The 17,045-nt window shown below is 29.1% G+C and carries 18 protein-coding genes; all 18 read right to left on the bottom strand.

What is annotated here, in order from left to right:
- Nucleotides 1-75: 75 nt before the first annotated feature.
- Entirely contained in the window at nucleotides 76-627 is a 552-nt protein-coding gene (locus B4E59_RS03850) for a sugar transferase (protein ID WP_291051457.1), read from the bottom strand.
- Nucleotides 628-752: 125 nt separating this feature from the next.
- Nucleotides 753-1,661, bottom strand: coding sequence for an NAD-dependent epimerase/dehydratase family protein (locus tag B4E59_RS03845; RefSeq protein WP_291051454.1), 909 nt, complete (start codon nucleotides 1,659-1,661; stop codon nucleotides 753-755).
- A 3-nt stretch (nucleotides 1,662-1,664) separates the two neighbouring features.
- Complete coding sequence (locus B4E59_RS03840; RefSeq protein ID WP_291051451.1) at nucleotides 1,665-3,311, bottom strand: glycoside hydrolase family 20 protein; 1,647 nt, start codon at nucleotides 3,309-3,311, stop codon at nucleotides 1,665-1,667.
- Nucleotides 3,286-4,113 (bottom strand): glycosyltransferase, encoded by an 828-nt coding sequence (locus B4E59_RS03835; protein ID WP_291051447.1) that lies wholly within the window; start codon nucleotides 4,111-4,113, stop codon nucleotides 3,286-3,288. Before B4E59_RS03835 ends, B4E59_RS03840 begins: the two co-directional genes overlap by 26 nt.
- 20 nt (nucleotides 4,114-4,133) lie before the next feature.
- Nucleotides 4,134-4,724, bottom strand: a complete 591-nt coding sequence (locus B4E59_RS03830) for an LbetaH domain-containing protein (protein WP_291051444.1) — start codon at nucleotides 4,722-4,724, stop codon at nucleotides 4,134-4,136.
- Complete coding sequence (locus tag B4E59_RS03825; protein WP_291051441.1) at nucleotides 4,721-5,581, bottom strand: glycosyltransferase family 2 protein; 861 nt, start codon at nucleotides 5,579-5,581, stop codon at nucleotides 4,721-4,723. The genes B4E59_RS03830 and B4E59_RS03825 overlap by 4 nt, the downstream gene beginning before the upstream one ends.
- Nucleotides 5,565-6,833 carry a hypothetical protein gene (locus tag B4E59_RS03820; RefSeq protein WP_291051438.1) on the bottom strand — a complete coding sequence of 423 codons (1,269 nt, stop codon included), beginning with the start codon at nucleotides 6,831-6,833 and terminating at the stop codon, nucleotides 5,565-5,567. The genes B4E59_RS03825 and B4E59_RS03820 overlap by 17 nt, the downstream gene beginning before the upstream one ends.
- Nucleotides 6,824-7,969: a glycosyltransferase gene (locus B4E59_RS03815; RefSeq protein ID WP_291051435.1), complete on the bottom strand. Its 1,146-nt coding sequence runs from the start codon at nucleotides 7,967-7,969 to the stop codon at nucleotides 6,824-6,826. The genes B4E59_RS03820 and B4E59_RS03815 overlap by 10 nt, the downstream gene beginning before the upstream one ends.
- Entirely contained in the window at nucleotides 7,969-8,973 is a 1,005-nt protein-coding gene (locus B4E59_RS03810) for a glycosyltransferase family 2 protein (protein ID WP_291051432.1), read from the bottom strand. The genes B4E59_RS03815 and B4E59_RS03810 overlap by 1 nt, the downstream gene beginning before the upstream one ends.
- The gene (locus B4E59_RS03805; RefSeq protein WP_291051429.1) at nucleotides 8,970-10,235 is read right to left on the bottom strand and encodes an oligosaccharide flippase family protein; all 1,266 of its coding nucleotides are present in this window, start codon (nucleotides 10,233-10,235) and stop codon (nucleotides 8,970-8,972) included. The genes B4E59_RS03810 and B4E59_RS03805 overlap by 4 nt, the downstream gene beginning before the upstream one ends.
- A gap of 4 nt (nucleotides 10,236-10,239) precedes the next feature.
- Complete coding sequence (gene rfbA, locus B4E59_RS03800; RefSeq protein WP_291051426.1) at nucleotides 10,240-11,100, bottom strand: glucose-1-phosphate thymidylyltransferase RfbA; 861 nt, start codon at nucleotides 11,098-11,100, stop codon at nucleotides 10,240-10,242.
- Between the two features lie 285 nt (nucleotides 11,101-11,385).
- Entirely contained in the window at nucleotides 11,386-11,748 is a 363-nt protein-coding gene (locus B4E59_RS03795; RefSeq protein ID WP_038335987.1) for a four helix bundle protein, read from the bottom strand.
- A 301-nt stretch (nucleotides 11,749-12,049) separates the two neighbouring features.
- Nucleotides 12,050-12,625 (bottom strand): dTDP-4-dehydrorhamnose 3,5-epimerase, encoded by a 576-nt coding sequence (gene rfbC / locus B4E59_RS03790; protein ID WP_291051422.1) that lies wholly within the window; start codon nucleotides 12,623-12,625, stop codon nucleotides 12,050-12,052.
- 82 nt (nucleotides 12,626-12,707) lie between these two features.
- Entirely contained in the window at nucleotides 12,708-13,019 is a 312-nt protein-coding gene (locus B4E59_RS03785; protein ID WP_291051419.1) for a four helix bundle protein, read from the bottom strand.
- 192 nt (nucleotides 13,020-13,211) lie between these two features.
- Complete coding sequence (gene rfbB, locus B4E59_RS03780; protein ID WP_291051417.1) at nucleotides 13,212-14,258, bottom strand: dTDP-glucose 4,6-dehydratase; 1,047 nt, start codon at nucleotides 14,256-14,258, stop codon at nucleotides 13,212-13,214.
- 6 nt (nucleotides 14,259-14,264) lie between these two features.
- Nucleotides 14,265-15,587, bottom strand: coding sequence for a nucleotide sugar dehydrogenase (locus tag B4E59_RS03775; RefSeq protein WP_291051414.1), 1,323 nt, complete (start codon nucleotides 15,585-15,587; stop codon nucleotides 14,265-14,267).
- Nucleotides 15,587-16,603 carry an NAD-dependent epimerase/dehydratase family protein gene (locus tag B4E59_RS03770; protein WP_291051411.1) on the bottom strand — a complete coding sequence of 339 codons (1,017 nt, stop codon included), beginning with the start codon at nucleotides 16,601-16,603 and terminating at the stop codon, nucleotides 15,587-15,589. The genes B4E59_RS03775 and B4E59_RS03770 overlap by 1 nt, the downstream gene beginning before the upstream one ends.
- Nucleotides 16,603-17,022 (bottom strand): adenylyltransferase/cytidyltransferase family protein, encoded by a 420-nt coding sequence (locus B4E59_RS03765; protein WP_291051408.1) that lies wholly within the window; start codon nucleotides 17,020-17,022, stop codon nucleotides 16,603-16,605. Before B4E59_RS03765 ends, B4E59_RS03770 begins: the two co-directional genes overlap by 1 nt.
- Nucleotides 17,023-17,045 lie beyond the last annotated feature (23 nt).

Genomic DNA, 17,045 nt, shown 5'->3' with positions numbered 1-17,045 from the left:
AGGATATGACGTACCCACAATTATACAAAATAAAAAAGGCTCCTAATGGAGCCTTATCTATTTTATTATATTATGTTATTTCTTTACAGCATCACCTTGTCCACTTCCTGTAACGGTAGCCAAAATATATTTAAAATAATTAGAAATAGACATGGTTTGATACATTTCAGCGTCTAATTTTGCTAATTTTTCAGGAGTTGACATATCTACATTATTAATTTGCCCTAAACCTGTAATTCCTGGTAAATAATTAAACACACCTCTTTTCTCACGCTCTGCAATTAATTCTGTTTGATTAAAAAGGCAAGGTCGCGCTCCAACTAAACTCATATCTCCTTTTAATACATTAATTAATTGAGGTAATTCATCTAATTTAGATTTACGTAAAAAAGCACCAAATTTTGTAAATTGTGCTTGAGAGGCCAAATGTGATGCAACCGATTTGGTATTTACATCCATTGTACGAAACTTAATCAGTTTAAAGGGTTTTTTACTTTTCCCAACTCTTTCTTGCATAAAAATAGGAGAACCTGTATCGAATAAACCGATGATGTATAAAATAATACCGATTGGCCAAAGGCATAAAATGCCAAAAAATGAAAATAGAAAATCGAATACTCTTGTCATAATTGTTAGTTATTAGTTAATAATGAATGGTTATTGGTAAAATGGTTATTAGTTACTAATTACTGGTTACTAGTCACTAGTTACTAACCCCTAATTACTAATCACTAACCCCTAATTACTAATCACTAACTCCCAGTCTTAAAGCTTTTAATAGTTTTAATAATTCCTTCTTCTGCTGACAAAGGTAATTGTTTAATATTTAAGGCTGATTTAATCTTTTGATTTGAAACAACGTAACTCTCCGTTAACTTCTTTAATCGTTCTGAATTTAATGGAAAGTTAATAAGATCTCCACACTTTGCTACCTTCTCAAATAATCCCTTAGGTATTGATAAAAATTTAGCCTTACGGTCTAATGCTTTATTCATTGCTACAATTAACTGATTTGTTGATAAGGATTGATCATCAGCAAAATGATAAACACCAGACGCTATCTCCGAATTGATTAACATTTTATGCACCAAATACGATAAATTATCAATACTTAGAAACGAACGGTTATTCTCGAAAGCCGACAACGGCCATGGAATTCCTTTTTCCACTACTTTATATAATAAGTTTAAGTTTCCTTTATTGCCAGTACCGTGTATCATACATGGACGGACAATAAAAAGTCTTTTCCTTTCTGGCAATTGCTGATTCAATAAATATTCTTCTGCTTCAAATTTAGATTTTCCGTAAGGTGTTAATGGATTTGGTATAATATCTTCTTTCACTATGTCATCTGCCGTATCTGCTACAGCTTTTACTGAACTAAAAAAGAAAAAATCTTTAATCTCTGACTTTAAAAATTCCTGGAATAATTCGATTGTAAGGTCTCTATTAATTTTAAAATATTCTGATTCATTCGAAACATTTTCTAAATCATGAGCTTTACCTGCAAGATGAATAATAGCATCAGCACTTTTATCTAATGCTACAGTCCAGTTATTCTCTCTTAAAGATAAGCCTTGTACAGTTTGGTTATTTTGTGTAAGATAAGCTGACAGATTTGCTCCAACAAAGCCAGATGCACCAGTTATTGTGATTTTCATATTTTATTCGAAAGATTTTAGATAATCTACAACTTTATAATCCTTATATCTAACAAAATCAAGATTGACAAACTTTGAATTCTTTTTAAATTCAGAAATAATATGACTAAGTTTACCATTCTTAAATTTAGACAATTTTGCATTCTCTATGTAGTTATATTGAAGGCTTAATAATTCTTTAGTAATTCTTTTTTGTTGTTCTTCTGTTTTAGCAGCAGAAAGTGCTTTTGTAAAAAACGCTTTATAGTTTTCATAATTTTTATAAGTGTCAAATGAAGCAGTATTATAATCCTCCCAGTTCGATAAAAAGAATTTACCTTTATTATTTTGATATACTACAGTAAGATATAAATATAAATTTTCCCATCCAGGTCCATAGTAATTTTTCATAAACTCTTTAGTTACCACTTCGCTGTCTACATTTACATTCCATAACATTTTACTTAATAAGTATGATTTTAATTCAGCAAATTCTCCTACCTGCTCACCTACTCCTTGCATAAAAACTCCTTTAACCTTGTAGTCTGAAAACTTTTTCAATGTTTTTTGAAAAGTCTGAATATTAGGAAACGGGCTAATTGTATTAAAAAAGTTTACAGTATAATCCCATATAAAAATATTATCTGATACTTGACTCCATTTTTTAAAAGCATTATATGTTATTACTGATTTTTCATCTTTTGCTTCTCCAAAAGAATAAAATCGATCATAATCTGCTATGCAAAACATAATTTCTATATTTTTTCGAGGAATTACTCTTTTAGGAGGTTTCATACTTTGATTAAAAGCCAAAGTACTTATTGTAACATTTGGATAATCAGAAGCTAATTTATTTACGAAAGGAATTAATATCTCTGAAAAATCATTATCATTAGTAATTTTTGATCGGCAAAGATTACATTGACAAACATGCCTATTATCATTTTGGCTAAATGACCAATTTTTTATTTCAGGGTTTTGTTTTATTTTTTGTGCTAATTCATTCTTTACAATTTCATAAACTTCTGGTTTACTTAAACATAATTGATCTTTTATTCTTTTACCATTAACTTCAGCAAAATATTCAGGGTGGCTATTAAAATATTTTTGCGGACTTACAAAATCGTCAAATGAATGAGCGTACAGCTTTCTGCCTTCAAAAGCATAATTAATTTTATGAAAATCAGCATAATCAGTATGTTGTAAAAAATCATTTGAATAGATTGACCTAAATTCAAATGAAGGAGTTGATCTTTTGTAGTAGTTGGGCTTTATTATTATAGATTCTAAACCTTCTGTCTTATCTTGATAAGTATACCATTTTACCTTTAATTCATCCTCAATAAAAGTACTAACAGCATATAGTGTCCCTTTTTCATTTCCACCTTGAAAACTAATTACCCCATTCTTATTCTGGATAATGAATTCACAGGGTTTTAAATTATCAACAGTACTTATTTCTATCGCGTTTATAGCTTTATTTGAAGTATCTAATAGCTTAACATTATTATTTAAATAGCTTAATAATATCTTTGAAGCTTCTAAATTTTTACTTTTATACTTTTCTCCTAAAACAATATTGTAATTACGATTTACATTTTGTTGATTATTTTGACCACAACTTATAGTAACAAAAAACAATAAGCTAATTAATAAGTTTACTCTTAACATTTTCTATTGTCTTTCTATTAATAATTCTTCTATTCTTATCAAAAAACCAGCCCCATTTATTAAAATAATGTTTAAATGATTTTAAAAATATTTTAAAGAGCTTTTTACTTTTGTTCGCACCAGACTCATATCCGTGATATACAGAAGCTTTTGGATAGTAAATAGTTTTGTATTTTTGATTCATTCTTCTTGATAAATCCCAGTCTTCAAAGTACATAAAAAACACATCATCATAAACTCCAATTTCCTTTATTGCCTCTATATTTAGTAAAGTAAAGCAGCCTGATAAAATGGGAGCCTCATATATTAAGTCCTTTTGAACATTTCTTAATTCATATTTATTTATAAAAGGTTTATAAATAAATCGAGGTTTTTTCAATTTTCGAAGAATTACACTAAAAGGAGAAGGTAGTAGTTTAGGTAAATTTTGTACTGTACCATCCAAGTTAAGTATTTGAGGCATCATCATTCCAATTTTACTATCTTTCTTCATATATTCTACCATTTTTGAAACTACATCTTCTTTAAAATAGACATCAGGATTTACAATAAAATGGTATGAAACATTATTTTTAATGGATAAATCTATTGCAACATTGTGAGATGCACCAAAACCAGGATTGCTTGGATTATGAATATAAATCACATTAAGTTTCTTCTCAAAATAAAAACTTAATGCATTTGTTGGCGAATTATCAACAATATAAATTTGTATATCTGTTTGTACCTTTCCAAAAGATTTGAGCAATAAATCTAGATCTTTATGAGATGTATTATATGTTACAATTGATATATTAATCATAAATTAAATAAGAATTAAATCTAACAAATAACCCATTCTTGAGTATTAAAATCAAATGTTTTAATAACTCTAGCAGGTGAACCAACTGCTATTGAATAAGGAGGTATATTTTTAGTAACAACACTCATAGTCCCAATAATAGCACCTTTACCAATTGTTACTCCTGGCAATATAGAAACAAATTCTCCAAGCCAAACATTATCTTCAATTTTAACTGGATTTGTATAAATTTTTCTAGATTTAGGTATTGTTAATGGAGAATCATGCATCTCACTTCCACTATAATTACCATGATTATGATCTGTAATGAATACTTTACTTGCAATCAATACATTATCTCCGATTTCAACACATTCAACAGCAGCAATGTGTACATCATCATTTATCTCAACATTTGCACCTATTTTTATTAGAAACTTATTGGAATTATTAAAATCAAAAGCATCTAAGCGACAATTAAAACCTGTTGTAAATCCTTTGTCTATTTCTATAAACCTTTTTCCTCTAACTCTGAAAGGGAAACGTATAATTCGAGCATTCTTAAATAAAAAGTATCCCCGTATTTTATAAATAAACAAAAGTAATATTTGAATTAAAGAATAATTTTTCATTTTATTAAAAACTTAAATGTGTTTAAAACTCTAAAAAAAAGTAATCTAAAATAAACCCAAAATAGCTTAAAGTTTAGTTTTAATAAATAAAAAAAACTTGCTAAAATTGGTCTTATAAAGAAATAGGGCAGTAATGAAAAAAGTTTATATTTTTCCAAAATATAAATAAAACCTAAACTATATGAGGTAATTCTATTATAAATAGAATTACTATCTAAGTTTCTAAAAGAATTCATCTTCTCTGGATGATAATTATACAAGATACTAGAATAATAAAACTTTTCTCCTTTATTGTTTAATCTAATAAATAAATCAAAATCCTCACAACTACCATAAACAGCACCAACACCTAACTTCTCGTCAAAATTTATACTAATAACATTTCGTTCATAATTAATTATTTGATTTGGGGATCCTATCATATAATGATTTTTGTAATTTAACAGTTCTCCTTCTTTTAATTTTTTTCCTAAGTATAATTTTTTATCTGAGTTTTTACAATAAATTGGTATAATGAAATTATCACCTGATTCAGTAACGTTATTAAAATTCTCAAAGAAAGAAATATCAAAAGTTGAATCATCATCAGGAAACATGATATATCTAGAATTTATATTATTTTTTGATAAAAACTTCAAACCAATATTTCTTGCTTTGGAAAGAGACATTTTACCAATTTCTACCACTTCTATATCAAATTTATACTCCGAAATCTCTAATTTTACATCTTGCGATAAAATGAGAACAAACAGATTAAAATCTTCTATAATATTTATAGAATTTAACAATTCGAATATATAATTATTATTTTGATGGGTGGTTAGAAAAATTAAGTCATATTTATCTTTGTACTTCATTTAAAGACTTATTTTTAATATTTATTGTGAGTAAAAATGGAATAATTAAAAAGATTATATCTGAAAATCCTTTAAAATTTAAAATAAAAAAATATATAAGAAGCATCCAGAAAGTAACTTTATATATAGGATATCTTTTTATACTTTTTCTTATAATAAAATAGTGAGTGATGAAATAAATTACTGTTCCAGGAATACCGAAGTAATATAGAAGTCTAATCCATCCAATATCAGTTCCTTTATAATAATAATCAGAACCTACTCCCATAAATCTTCCATCACCTATTACATATGTTTCCAATTCGGTTGGCCAAATATACATTTCATTCATTTGGTTTAATGATGCAGAGTTGGCATTTCCTGTTTCAAAAAAATTAATAAATAAATCAAAACCGAAGTCAAATAATTGATTAAATTTACTATTATCTGAATGGAACAAACTTATATTTACAAAATAAACTAAAAACAATAGTAAAATGAAATATGCTATTAATTTCCATTTGTCTTTTGTTTTTATTTTTATTTTTTTTTGAAAAGGATTAAAATACAGCAACATTGATAAACAGAAACCAATAACTGTAGTTCTTGCAGCCATCATTCCTATTAAAAAAATTACAAAATAGGTTAACCAAAGAAATACACGCTTAGAAGGAGTATAATTTTCTTTTTTTAACAGTGATGCTAATAATATTAATGCATAGCCATTTACTATACCAAATGCAAAAAATTTTATTCCAAAACCGACTAATCGAAGTTCCAAGGCTTCTTCTAATTTATCCTTATCTAAATCAATAAATACTTGAATTGAATTTAAAAAATCTGCTACTGGGCTATAGAAAAACATTACAAATGCTAAAAAACTCTGAATTAAAACAATATAAATAATTCCCTCTGAAATTACCTTAAAATAGTTATTACTAGAAACTTCTTTTTTTATTAAAAAAAAATTAAATGTAAAATAGGATGCTAAAAATATTAACAATAAGGAAAATGAATACCCTACAAATTGATAGTCGTTAGTAATATTAACAAGAGTAGAAAATAAAGAAACTAAACTCAATAAAATTAGTATAAACATAAGCTTCAAAAAATCAGAATTAAAACTTAGTTTTTTCTTGATATTTAGGAAAAACAAACAAAGACCCAAAATAGCTAATACAACCCTTGTTCCAATTCCAAAAGGAAGTCCAATAAACTGGATGGAATATATATAAAGAAATAAAATGATGTATTGCGATATTTTTAATAACATTGGTCTAAACTTTTTCTATAATACTCTAGTGTTTCGCTAGCTATATTTTTAATATTAAATTTCATTGCTGTTTCTTTGGCATTCTCTCCTATAGATTTGAACTTTTCTTTATTATTCATTAAAGAAATAATTTTGTTTTTTAATTCGTCTTCCTTCTTTAAATCAAATAGAAAACCATTAAAATTATCCTGTATAACTTCTTCAAACACATCAATATTTGAAGCAATCACAGGGAGCTTAAAATACATCTTTTCAATTAAAGAAAGACCAAATCCTTCAAATTCAGATGGAAAAACTGAAAAATCAGCTATTTTTAAATAACTTGAAACATTTGTTGTAAAACCAATAAAAAAAATATTTGTTTGTAAGCTTTTTGACACTACTAGATTTTGTAATTCATTTCTTAATTTACCATCTCCAACAAACAACATTTTAATATCATATCCTTCTTTCTTCATTTTATGAATTTGATTTATAACTAAATGATGTTTTTTTCCATTATCTAATCTTGACACATATATGCCAACAAAATCATGATCAGAAAATTTAAAATCAGCTCTTTGTATTGTTATTAATTCTTGTTCAAATAATTTAAAATTTACTCCATTTGGTATATATTTATTATTTGCGTAATAATCTTTAAAATGAAAAACATTATTATCATACACCGATCTTGAAATTGAAACTAGATAAGGCTTATTTAGTTTACTAGCTAATTTTTCAATTGAAAGTCTAAATTTGTTTAGAATTCCTTTATTCTCATAAAATAGCCCACTTGTATGAACCGTTCTAAAAGATTTGCTCCTAAACCCTCCAACATTACATACTAATGTTAAAAAAAGGAAATAATGATAATACAAATGATTGTGAATTATATCTGGTTTAATACTTTTTAATTTACTTTTCAATAAGAAAAAACCTATAATCCATAATTTAATTAATCCAAAAATATTTGAACTAAATGGTAGTTCTATTAAATTGATGTTAGGATGTAAAATATCTTTCTGTAAATTATTATCATTTGATAAAGTAATTATAACTACACTTTCACTTCTTGCTAATTCATTACATAATTCAATGACGACCTTTTCTCTACCTCCAATTGTTAGAGAATTAAGTACATGTACTATTTTCACTATCTTTTTTTCATTTTTTGATTTATACTAAATAAAAATTTGAAGCAAATTGAATAGTATTCAATGAACTTTCTTGAACATTTTTTCATTACAAAAAAAGTGATTTTATCTCTTTTTGGTAAAATAACATTACCTTCAATTTCTTTAGTTTCAGGATATAAATCAAGAACATAACTTATTAAATCTTTATTGACTTTTATAATTAATTCCAATTTTTTCCTCAATTTACATTCAAGTAAACTCAAACGATAATGATCATCTAAATTATTATTAACAAAAAAAGAATCTAACGATGAAATTACCGTTTCTAAATTATTGATATATTTTAAATTTATATTTTTTGTATAAGATTGAGAATTAAATTGAACATAATGATATAAATATTTATTTACTTTACTTATGGAATTGGCATAAAAAACCAACTTTGGTATAACTGTAAAATCTTCACCTAAATTAACACCTTCAATTGTTCTAACAGAATTCTTTACGTACAAATCTCTTTTTATTAACTTATTCCAAACACATGTCATAGTCTGTCCTGACAAAAGCAGGTTTAAAAATTCAAACTTATCTTTTACATCAATATTTTGAATAACTTTCATAGAGGTTTCAGGCCACTCCATAATAAAATCACAAACAACTATATCTGAATTCTCTTCAAAGGCTTTATTATATAACAATTCAATAGCGTTTAATTCTAAATAATCATCACTATCTACGTGCAAAATATAATCTCCACTAGCATTTTGAACCCCAGTATTTCTAGCACCTGCTAACCCTTTATTAGCATCATGATTAATAATTTTTACTTGAGCTTTTCTATGCGAATATCTTTCAAGCGTGTTTATTAGAATATCTATAGAGTTATCAGGAGTACAGTCATTCACAAAAATATATTCAATATCTTGAAATGTTTGATCAAATAAAGAAATTGCACAACGTTCAATGAACTTTTCTACTCCATAAATTGGAACTAAAATGGAAACTTTTGGGTTTACAATCATAGCATTTTGTGTTTTTTGCTTACAAATTTACAATAAAGAATTTCAGTTATTCCAGATAAAGCCATTGCGGCACCAAAAACTAAAATATTTTGATATAACAATAAACCAATAGTTGTATATAAAGCAAAGCTAACTAAGGCTATTAATTGGTTTTTGGTAACCAAAAAATATTTATTGTTAGGAATAAAAACAAAACTAATATATGCTCCAACAACTAGCCAAGTCATTACAGTAACACTTAATAAAATTGATAACGGATAAGCTGATAACATATCTATTCCACCCATAAATTGTACAATCCACTTTCCAAATAACCCAATAAAAACAATGACACTTAAAGAAATAAGTGTTTCTAGATTAATCAATTTTTTAATTTTATCTTTATCAATATTATTGATTAATTTCGGGAAAATTGCTCCATTAATACTCATAAAAATGGTTCGAGGTACAATGATTATTTTACTGGCTAAATCATAAATCGCAACATCTTTCATTCCAAAAAAGGAACCTATGATAATTACGATACTTTGTTCTTTAAACACTCCTGCTGAAGTGCTTAAGAAAAAAGGTAAAGCATCTTTAAACCATATTCTAAGTTCACCATAATTTACAAAGGTAACTTTTAAATGATGTTTGAAAGTTATTATTAAAAAAGCTATTAGTCCACCTAAAATACTGCTTAAAGAGACAATTAAAGCGTAAATATTTAAATCATCAGCATTCTTAATTATGAGAAAAATAGCAGGAAGTGATAATAACTTTAATCCTAATTGTATATAGGTTACTATTTTCATTTTTTGAATTGCCTGAAAATACCATTGTGGAAAAATTATAAATGAAATAATCTGTGTAAAACAAATTAAAAACAATTGATAATTATTTCTAAATAATGGAATGAGAAAACATAAAAACATTAAAACTACACTTGCTAAAATAAATAAATAAAACTTAGCTGTTAAGACACAAGAAAGTGTTTTTTGCAATGATTTTTTATCATCAACATTTAATGCAATAGCCTTCGTAGCAGGTAAATCAAAACCAAAATTAACTAAAAAGATAAAGTACGTAGTTATAGACATCGCAAAAACAAAAAGACCATAGCTTTCTAATCCCAAAGTCCTAATCAAAAAAGGATATATTAATAAATAGAAAAAAGAATTTAACACTTGTAAGATGGTCATAAAAAAATAGTTTTCAATTATTTTCTTATTATTCTTTAATAATGAAAAAACATTTTTTACTTTAGGTTTTAGATAACTCATCGATCTATTTACAAATATTTATTAAATACTCCCCATAACCACTTTTCTTTAATGGTTCAGCTACTTTACATAATTGTTCCTTACTAATATATCCCATACGATATGCGACTTCTTCAATCGCACCAATTTTCATTCCTTGACGTTCTTCGATTACTTGAACAAACTGCCCGGCTTGCATCAACGAATTGATTGTCCCAGTATCTAACCAAGCGGTACCTCGATTGAAAACACCTACTTTCAATTTACCTCTCTTCAGATATTCAGCGTTAATATCGGTAATCTCTAATTCTCCTCGAGAAGAAGGTTGAATGTTTTTGGCAATTTCTACCACGTCGTTGTCATAAAAATACAATCCCGGAACAGCATAATTTGATTTTGGTTCAGATGGTTTTTCTTCAATAGAAACAACTTTATTGTCTTTATCAAATTCAACAACACCATAACGTTCAGGATCAGAAACTTGATAAGCAAAAACTACTCCTCCATTCGGATCTGCAGAATCTTGTAACAATTTAGACATTCCAGAAGCATAGAAAATATTGTCGCCTAATATTAATGCTACTTTATCATTTCCAATAAATTCTTCTCCTATTATAAAAGCTTGTGCCAAACCATCTGGACTTGGTTGTTCTTTATATGAAAATTTACATCCGATTTGAGAACCATCTCCTAATAATTTTTCAAAATGTGGTAAATCGTGAGGAGTAGAAATAATCAAAATCTCATTAATTCCCGCCAACATCAACGTTGATAATGGGTAATAGATCATTGGTTTGTCATAAACCGGCATCAACTGCTTACTTACAGCCAACGTCAATGGATGTAATCGCGTTCCTGAGCCTCCGGCTAATATTATTCCTTTCATGTTTTTTTTGTTGTTAAAACGGTTAGATGGTTAAAGGGTGAACGTGTAAACGTGTGAACTTGTCACTTCTTCACTTTTTCACTTGTTAACCTCTTCACTTGTTAACTTGTCAAATTGTGAACTTGTAAAATTGTAAACGTGTAAACTTCTTCACTTGTTAACTCTTTCACTTCTTCACCTCTTCACTTGGTAACTTGTTCACTTGTTAACCTCTTCACTTCTTCACTTTTTCACTTCTTCACTTGTTAACTTCTTCACTCCTTCACTTCTTCACTCCTTCACTTGTTAACCTTCTTCAATATCCCTTTTCAATGATTCGATTAATTTTAAGAGCATTCTTTTGATGTGTAAAAATTGTGTATCAAAATCATCTAAATTACTTATATAATTTAATCTTTTAGATATTTCTAATTGTGTTTCAATTTCATTCAATGAGCCTAAAGCGATGTACAAAAAATGAATAAATTCTTTTTTACTTTTTCTTCCAGCTCCTTCCGCAATATTAGAAGGGACAGATACTGATGCTCTTCTTAATTGGTTTGTCAAACCAAATTGCTCTTCTTTTGGGAAGCAATCTGTAATAGAATAAATATTTGTGACCAGATCTAATGATTTCTGATATACTAATAAATCCTTATGGCTCTTCATGATTTTTTTTTATGAACGTGTGAACTTGTTTACTTGTTTACTTGTTAACTCCTTCACTTGTTAACTCCTTCACTTGTTAACTCCTTCACTTGTTAACTCCTTCACCTCTTCACTCCTTCACTTCTTCACTTGTTTACTTGTCAACTTGTGAACTTGTAAACTTGTGAACTTGTTAACTCCTTCACTTCTTCACTTCTTCACTTGTTAACTTCTTCACTTGTTAACTCTTTCACTTTTTCACTTCTTCACTTGTTTACTTGTCAACTTGTGAACTTGTAAACTTGTGAACTTGTTAACTCCTTCACTTCTTCACATGTTCACTTGTTAACCCCTTAACTTTAAATTCCTCAAACGACTGCGCCTCTTCATCTTTCTCCGAAATAATCATTTTATCTGTTGGAATTTGCCAATCTATATTCAGTTCGCTGTCTAAAGGGTTAACGCCGTCTTCTGACTCTTTATTATACCCATTGTCACATTTATAGAAAAATGTAGCTGAATCAGAAATCACCGAAAAACCATGTAAAAAGCCTCTCGGAATAAACAATTGTTTTTTATTTTCTGCAGATAATTCAACCGCAACTGATTGACCATAGGTTTCAGAACCTGGACGAACATCAACTGCAACATCAATTACAGCACCTTCTACCACACGAACTAACTTTGCTTGCGCATGTTCTCCTGCTTGCATATGTAATCCACGAACTACCCCGTAAGAAGATTTAGACTGATTATCTTGAACAAAAGTTGGTTTGTATCCCAAAATTTCTTCCAATTTATTCTCGTTGTATGATTCGAAGAAATAACCTCTCGAGTCTTCAAAAACAGTTGGTTCTAAAATAAAACAACCTTTTAATTTCGTTTCTGTTGCTTTCATTTAATTGTCAATATTGTTTTATAATGTTAATAAAGTTGATAAGGTTATAAAAGGTTGATAAGGTTAGATAGATATAAAAAGGTTAATCTATTCTCAATGATTTAATCAATTTAGAAAGCATACTTTTTATATAATTTATACTCTTTTGAAATTGTATTAAATTACCAATAAATCCTAATCGAAAAGCTATTTCCAAATGCGTTTCAAGTTCACTTACTGAACCTAGCGCAATATAAAGAAAACGTATAAACTCAGCTTGACTTTGTCGACCTGCTCCTTCTGCAATATTACTTGGGATAGAGACCGCACTCCGTTTCATTTGACTTGTCAATCCGTAAAGTTCTTCTTTAGGGAAAATTTTTACAGTTTCATAAATACAGACGACTAAATCCATAGATTCTTGTCAAACTTTTAATTCTTTATGACTAGCCATATTTTTTAAAGTTTTATATGTGTGGTGGTAAAAAAGGCTTAAGTTGAAATGAGAAAATAGAGAAATGGGGAGAACTAACTTTCTTAACTTTCTTAACTTTCTTAACTTTATTAACTTTCTTAACTTTCTTAACTTTCTTAACCTTATTAACTATTAATTATACTGTTTTTCGTAATAATTTTGGTAATCGCCAGACGTTACATTGTCTAACCATTCTTTGTTTGATAAAAACCAATCAATTGTTAGACTCAAACCTTGCTCAAACGTCACACTTGGTTTCCAGCCTAATTCCTCGTTGATTTTTGTTGCATCAATAGCATAACGTAAATCGTGACCGGGACGATCTTTTACGAAGGTGATCAATTGTTCTGAAGTACCTGCTTCTTTACCCAATTTTTCGTCCATTTGTTTACACAATTCTTTCACCAAATCGATGTTTTTCCACTCATTGAAACCTCCTACATTGTAAGAACCTCCATTTTTTCCTTCATGGAAAACTAAATCAATCGCCTTGGCATGATCGATTACAAATAACCAATCGCGCGTATATTTTCCATCTCCATAAATTGGAAGTGGATTATTATTTAAAATATTATGAATACACAACGGAATTAATTTTTCTGGGAAATGATTTGGACCATAATTGTTCGAACAATTCGTCATCACAATTGGTAAACCATAGGTGTCATGATAGGCTCTTACAAAATGATCCGAAGATGCTTTTGAAGCCGAATAGGGTGAATGCGGATCATAAGACGTTTCTTCCGTAAAAAAACCTTCATCACCTAATGCACCAAAAACCTCATCTGTCGAAACATGGTGAAAACGTTTTCCTTCGAAATTATTGTTCCAAATTGTTTTTGCAGCATTCAAAAGATTAACCGTACCAATCACATTCGTCATCACAAAATCTAACGGATTTGTAATCGAACGATCTACGTGAGATTCGGCAGCTAAATGGATTACTCCATCTGGTTGATGTTTTTCAAAAACCTCTAAAATATGTTTCGCATCCGTAATATCTGCCTTTACAAATGTATAATTAGGCTGATTTTGAATATCTTTTAAATTTTCTAAATTTCCTGCATACGTCAACGCATCAAGGTTGATGATTTTTGTTTCAGGATAGTTTAAGACAAATTCTCTTACAACGTGAGAACCGATAAATCCAGCTCCACCTGTAATTAAAATAGTTTTCATAGTATTTTATAGTCGTTTATCAACTTCTTCTTTAGGCAAAGCCCCTTTTACATCATAAATCACTCCGTTTTCTTTTAAATAATCCGTTAACTGAAGATTTAAAAATTCGTCGTGTGAAACAGTCAAGATAATGGCGTCGAATTGGCGAACTGGTGAATTAGTGAACTGGAAAACCTGATCCAATGTATTACAAAAAGTTATTCCGTATTCATGGTTTACCTCATCTGGGTTAGCCCAAGGGTCTAACGTTGTCACCTCTATTCCATATTCTTCTAAAGCATGTATCACATCAATTGCTTTTGAATTTCGTATATCGGGGCAATTTTCTTTAAAGGTAATTCCTAAATTGAGAATTTTCGCGCCTTTAACTTTGATATCGTTGTTAATTAACAATTTAACAACCTGAGAAGCTACAAATGCTCCCATAGAATCATTCAATCGTCTTGCTGCTAAAATTAATTCAGAATAATATCCAATTTCTTGTGCTTTTTGAGCCAAATAAAATGGATCAACACCGATACAATGTCCACCAACAAGTCCTGGTTTGAATGGTAAAAAATTCCATTTTGTTCCAGCAGCTTCCAACACATCATTGGTATCAATATCCATTAGCGAAAAAATCTTCGATAATTCATTGATGAATGCAATATTGATATCACGTTGTGAATTTTCGATCACTTTCGATGCTTCTGCAACCTTGATTGTCGGTGCTAAATGCGTCCCTGCGACAATTACGGATTGATATAAATCGTCAACAATTTTTCCAATTTCTGGCGTTGAACCTGATGTGACTTTTAAAATTTTCTCAACCGTGTGTTTTTTATCGCCTGGATTAATTCGCTCTGGAGAATATCCCGCATAAAAATCTTGGTTAAACTTCAATCCCGAAGAATGTTCCAATACTGGAATACATTCTTCTTCTGTAACACCTGGATAAACTGTAGATTCATAAATAACAATATCATTTGTTTTCAACACTTTACCTACCGTTTCCGAAGCTTTTTTCAAAGGAGTCAAGTCTGGTCGATTATTTTTGTCCACTGGCGTAGGAACGGTTACCACATAAATTGTCGCATCTTCAATATCCGTTATATCTGATGAACAAAACAATCCATTTTCTACTTGAATAAAAGGATTTTGTGTTGATAAAACATTTTGTAAAACATTATTCTCAACTTCTAAAGTTGAATCTACTCCATTATTTAATTCAGCAATACGTTTCTGATTGATATCAAACCCGACAACAGGGTATTTTGTTGCAAATAATCGAGCCAAAGGTAAACCTACGTACCCTAAGCCAATTACTGCTATTTTATGTTGTTGATTCATTATATATTATAATATTTTCTGTACCATTGTACAAAGTTATACACTCCTTTGTCAACAGGATAATTAGGATGATAACCAAATTTATCTTTCAACTCTTGGACATCAGCCCATGTTTGATTGACATCTCCTGCTTGCATCGGATACATTTCTAAAATAGCTTTTTCTCCTGTTGACTTTTCGATTTCTTTGATAAAATCCATTAATTGAACAGGTTTACTATTTCCTATATTGTATAATTGGTATTTTTCGTTTGTATTTTTATCTTCAAGTATTTTGTCTATTCCTTGAATAATATCATCAATGTAAGTGAAATCGCGTGACAAATCACCGTGATTAAAAACTTTTAAAGGTTGATGATTCAATATAGCATCTGTAAACAAAAACATGGCCATATCTGGTCGTCCCCAAGGTCCATAAACCGTGAAAAAGCGCAAACCTATCGTTTGGAAATTGTATAAATGACTATACGCATGCGCCATTAGCTCGTTTGCTTTTTTAGTAGCTGCGTATAAACTAATAGGATGATCAACATTTTGATTTGTTGAAAAAGGAACATCTGAAGAGTTTCCGTAAATACTTGAACTACTTGCGTACAGTAATTTTTTGACGTTATAATTTCGGCAACATTCTAAAATATTTAGAAAACCAACCAAATTACTCTGTCCATAGGCATCAGGATTTTCGATACTATACCGAACACCAGCCTGAGCTGCCATATTAACAACCGCATCAAACGAATATGTTTTAAAAAGTTGAGCCAATGACTCTTTATCTTCTAAATTCATTCGATAGAAAATCATCTTTTCTTCGTGTTTAGAAGAAAGAACTTTCTGCCCAAAATTTGAAGCAAATTCTTGATTGATTCCTAATTCTTTTAATCGATCATATTTTAACTGAACAGTGTAATAATCGTTAATGTTATCAATTCCAACAACTTTGATGTTTTTTTCGATTAATTTTTCAGCTAAATGGTAACCTATGAAACCAGCTACACCAGTTATGAATACTGTTTTCATTATTTCTCCTTTTCAGAAGTCGCAACTACTTTTCTTAATCCTGAACTAGAGAAGCGGTGTGTACGCTTGTTGTAGTAAATTTGAATATGATTATCTAAACAATATTGTTTTCCCGTAAAGTCGATATTTCGGTATTCTTCCCCTATAATTCTAACATTTATGGGTAAAGCACTTAACATATCAAACAAATCTTGTTCGGTTTCGTATGGGATTATTTCGTCGACATATCGACAACCTTCCAATTGTATATAGCGCTCTACGATGGATTGTGTTGGACTATTTTTTGAAGGGTCTACTGTTGCAGGATCTGTATTAAGTCCTACAATTAGGTAGTCGCATTGTCTTTTGGCTTCTTCGAGCATCATTACATGACCTGCATGAAGAAGGTCAAATATTCCGAAAGTTATTCCAGTTGTCATTTATAATACTATTGTTGGAACGA

Source organism: Empedobacter sp. UBA2044, assembly GCF_002333005.1.
In the GTDB taxonomy this organism is placed as follows: domain Bacteria; phylum Bacteroidota; class Bacteroidia; order Flavobacteriales; family Weeksellaceae; genus Empedobacter; species Empedobacter falsenii_B.
The sequence above is the reverse complement of the archived record's forward strand: the minus strand, read 5'-3'. Positions and strand labels throughout refer to the sequence as shown.

Coding starts and splice junctions, on each gene's coding strand:
- B4E59_RS03850 (WP_291051457.1), bottom strand. CDS start 627: ATGACAAGAGTATTCGATTTTCTATTTTCATTTTTTGGCATTTTATGC.
- B4E59_RS03845 (WP_291051454.1), bottom strand. CDS start 1,661: ATGAAAATCACAATAACTGGTGCATCTGGCTTTGTTGGAGCAAATCTG.
- B4E59_RS03840 (WP_291051451.1), bottom strand. CDS start 3,311: ATGTTAAGAGTAAACTTATTAATTAGCTTATTGTTTTTTGTTACTATA.
- B4E59_RS03835 (WP_291051447.1), bottom strand. CDS start 4,113: ATGATTAATATATCAATTGTAACATATAATACATCTCATAAAGATCTA.
- B4E59_RS03830 (WP_291051444.1), bottom strand. CDS start 4,724: ATGAAAAATTATTCTTTAATTCAAATATTACTTTTGTTTATTTATAAA.
- B4E59_RS03825 (WP_291051441.1), bottom strand. CDS start 5,581: ATGAAGTACAAAGATAAATATGACTTAATTTTTCTAACCACCCATCAA.
- B4E59_RS03820 (WP_291051438.1), bottom strand. CDS start 6,833: ATGTTATTAAAAATATCGCAATACATCATTTTATTTCTTTATATATAT.
- B4E59_RS03810 (WP_291051432.1), bottom strand. CDS start 8,973: ATGATTGTAAACCCAAAAGTTTCCATTTTAGTTCCAATTTATGGAGTA.
- B4E59_RS03805 (WP_291051429.1), bottom strand. CDS start 10,235: ATGAGTTATCTAAAACCTAAAGTAAAAAATGTTTTTTCATTATTAAAG.
- rfbA (WP_291051426.1), bottom strand. CDS start 11,100: ATGAAAGGAATAATATTAGCCGGAGGCTCAGGAACGCGATTACATCCA.
- B4E59_RS03795 (WP_038335987.1), bottom strand. CDS start 11,748: ATGAAGAGCCATAAGGATTTATTAGTATATCAGAAATCATTAGATCTG.
- rfbC (WP_291051422.1), bottom strand. CDS start 12,625: ATGAAAGCAACAGAAACGAAATTAAAAGGTTGTTTTATTTTAGAACCA.
- B4E59_RS03785 (WP_291051419.1), bottom strand. CDS start 13,019: ATGGATTTAGTCGTCTGTATTTATGAAACTGTAAAAATTTTCCCTAAA.
- rfbB (WP_291051417.1), bottom strand. CDS start 14,258: ATGAAAACTATTTTAATTACAGGTGGAGCTGGATTTATCGGTTCTCAC.
- B4E59_RS03775 (WP_291051414.1), bottom strand. CDS start 15,587: ATGAATCAACAACATAAAATAGCAGTAATTGGCTTAGGGTACGTAGGT.
- B4E59_RS03770 (WP_291051411.1), bottom strand. CDS start 16,603: ATGAAAACAGTATTCATAACTGGTGTAGCTGGTTTCATAGGTTACCAT.
- B4E59_RS03765 (WP_291051408.1), bottom strand. CDS start 17,022: ATGACAACTGGAATAACTTTCGGAATATTTGACCTTCTTCATGCAGGT.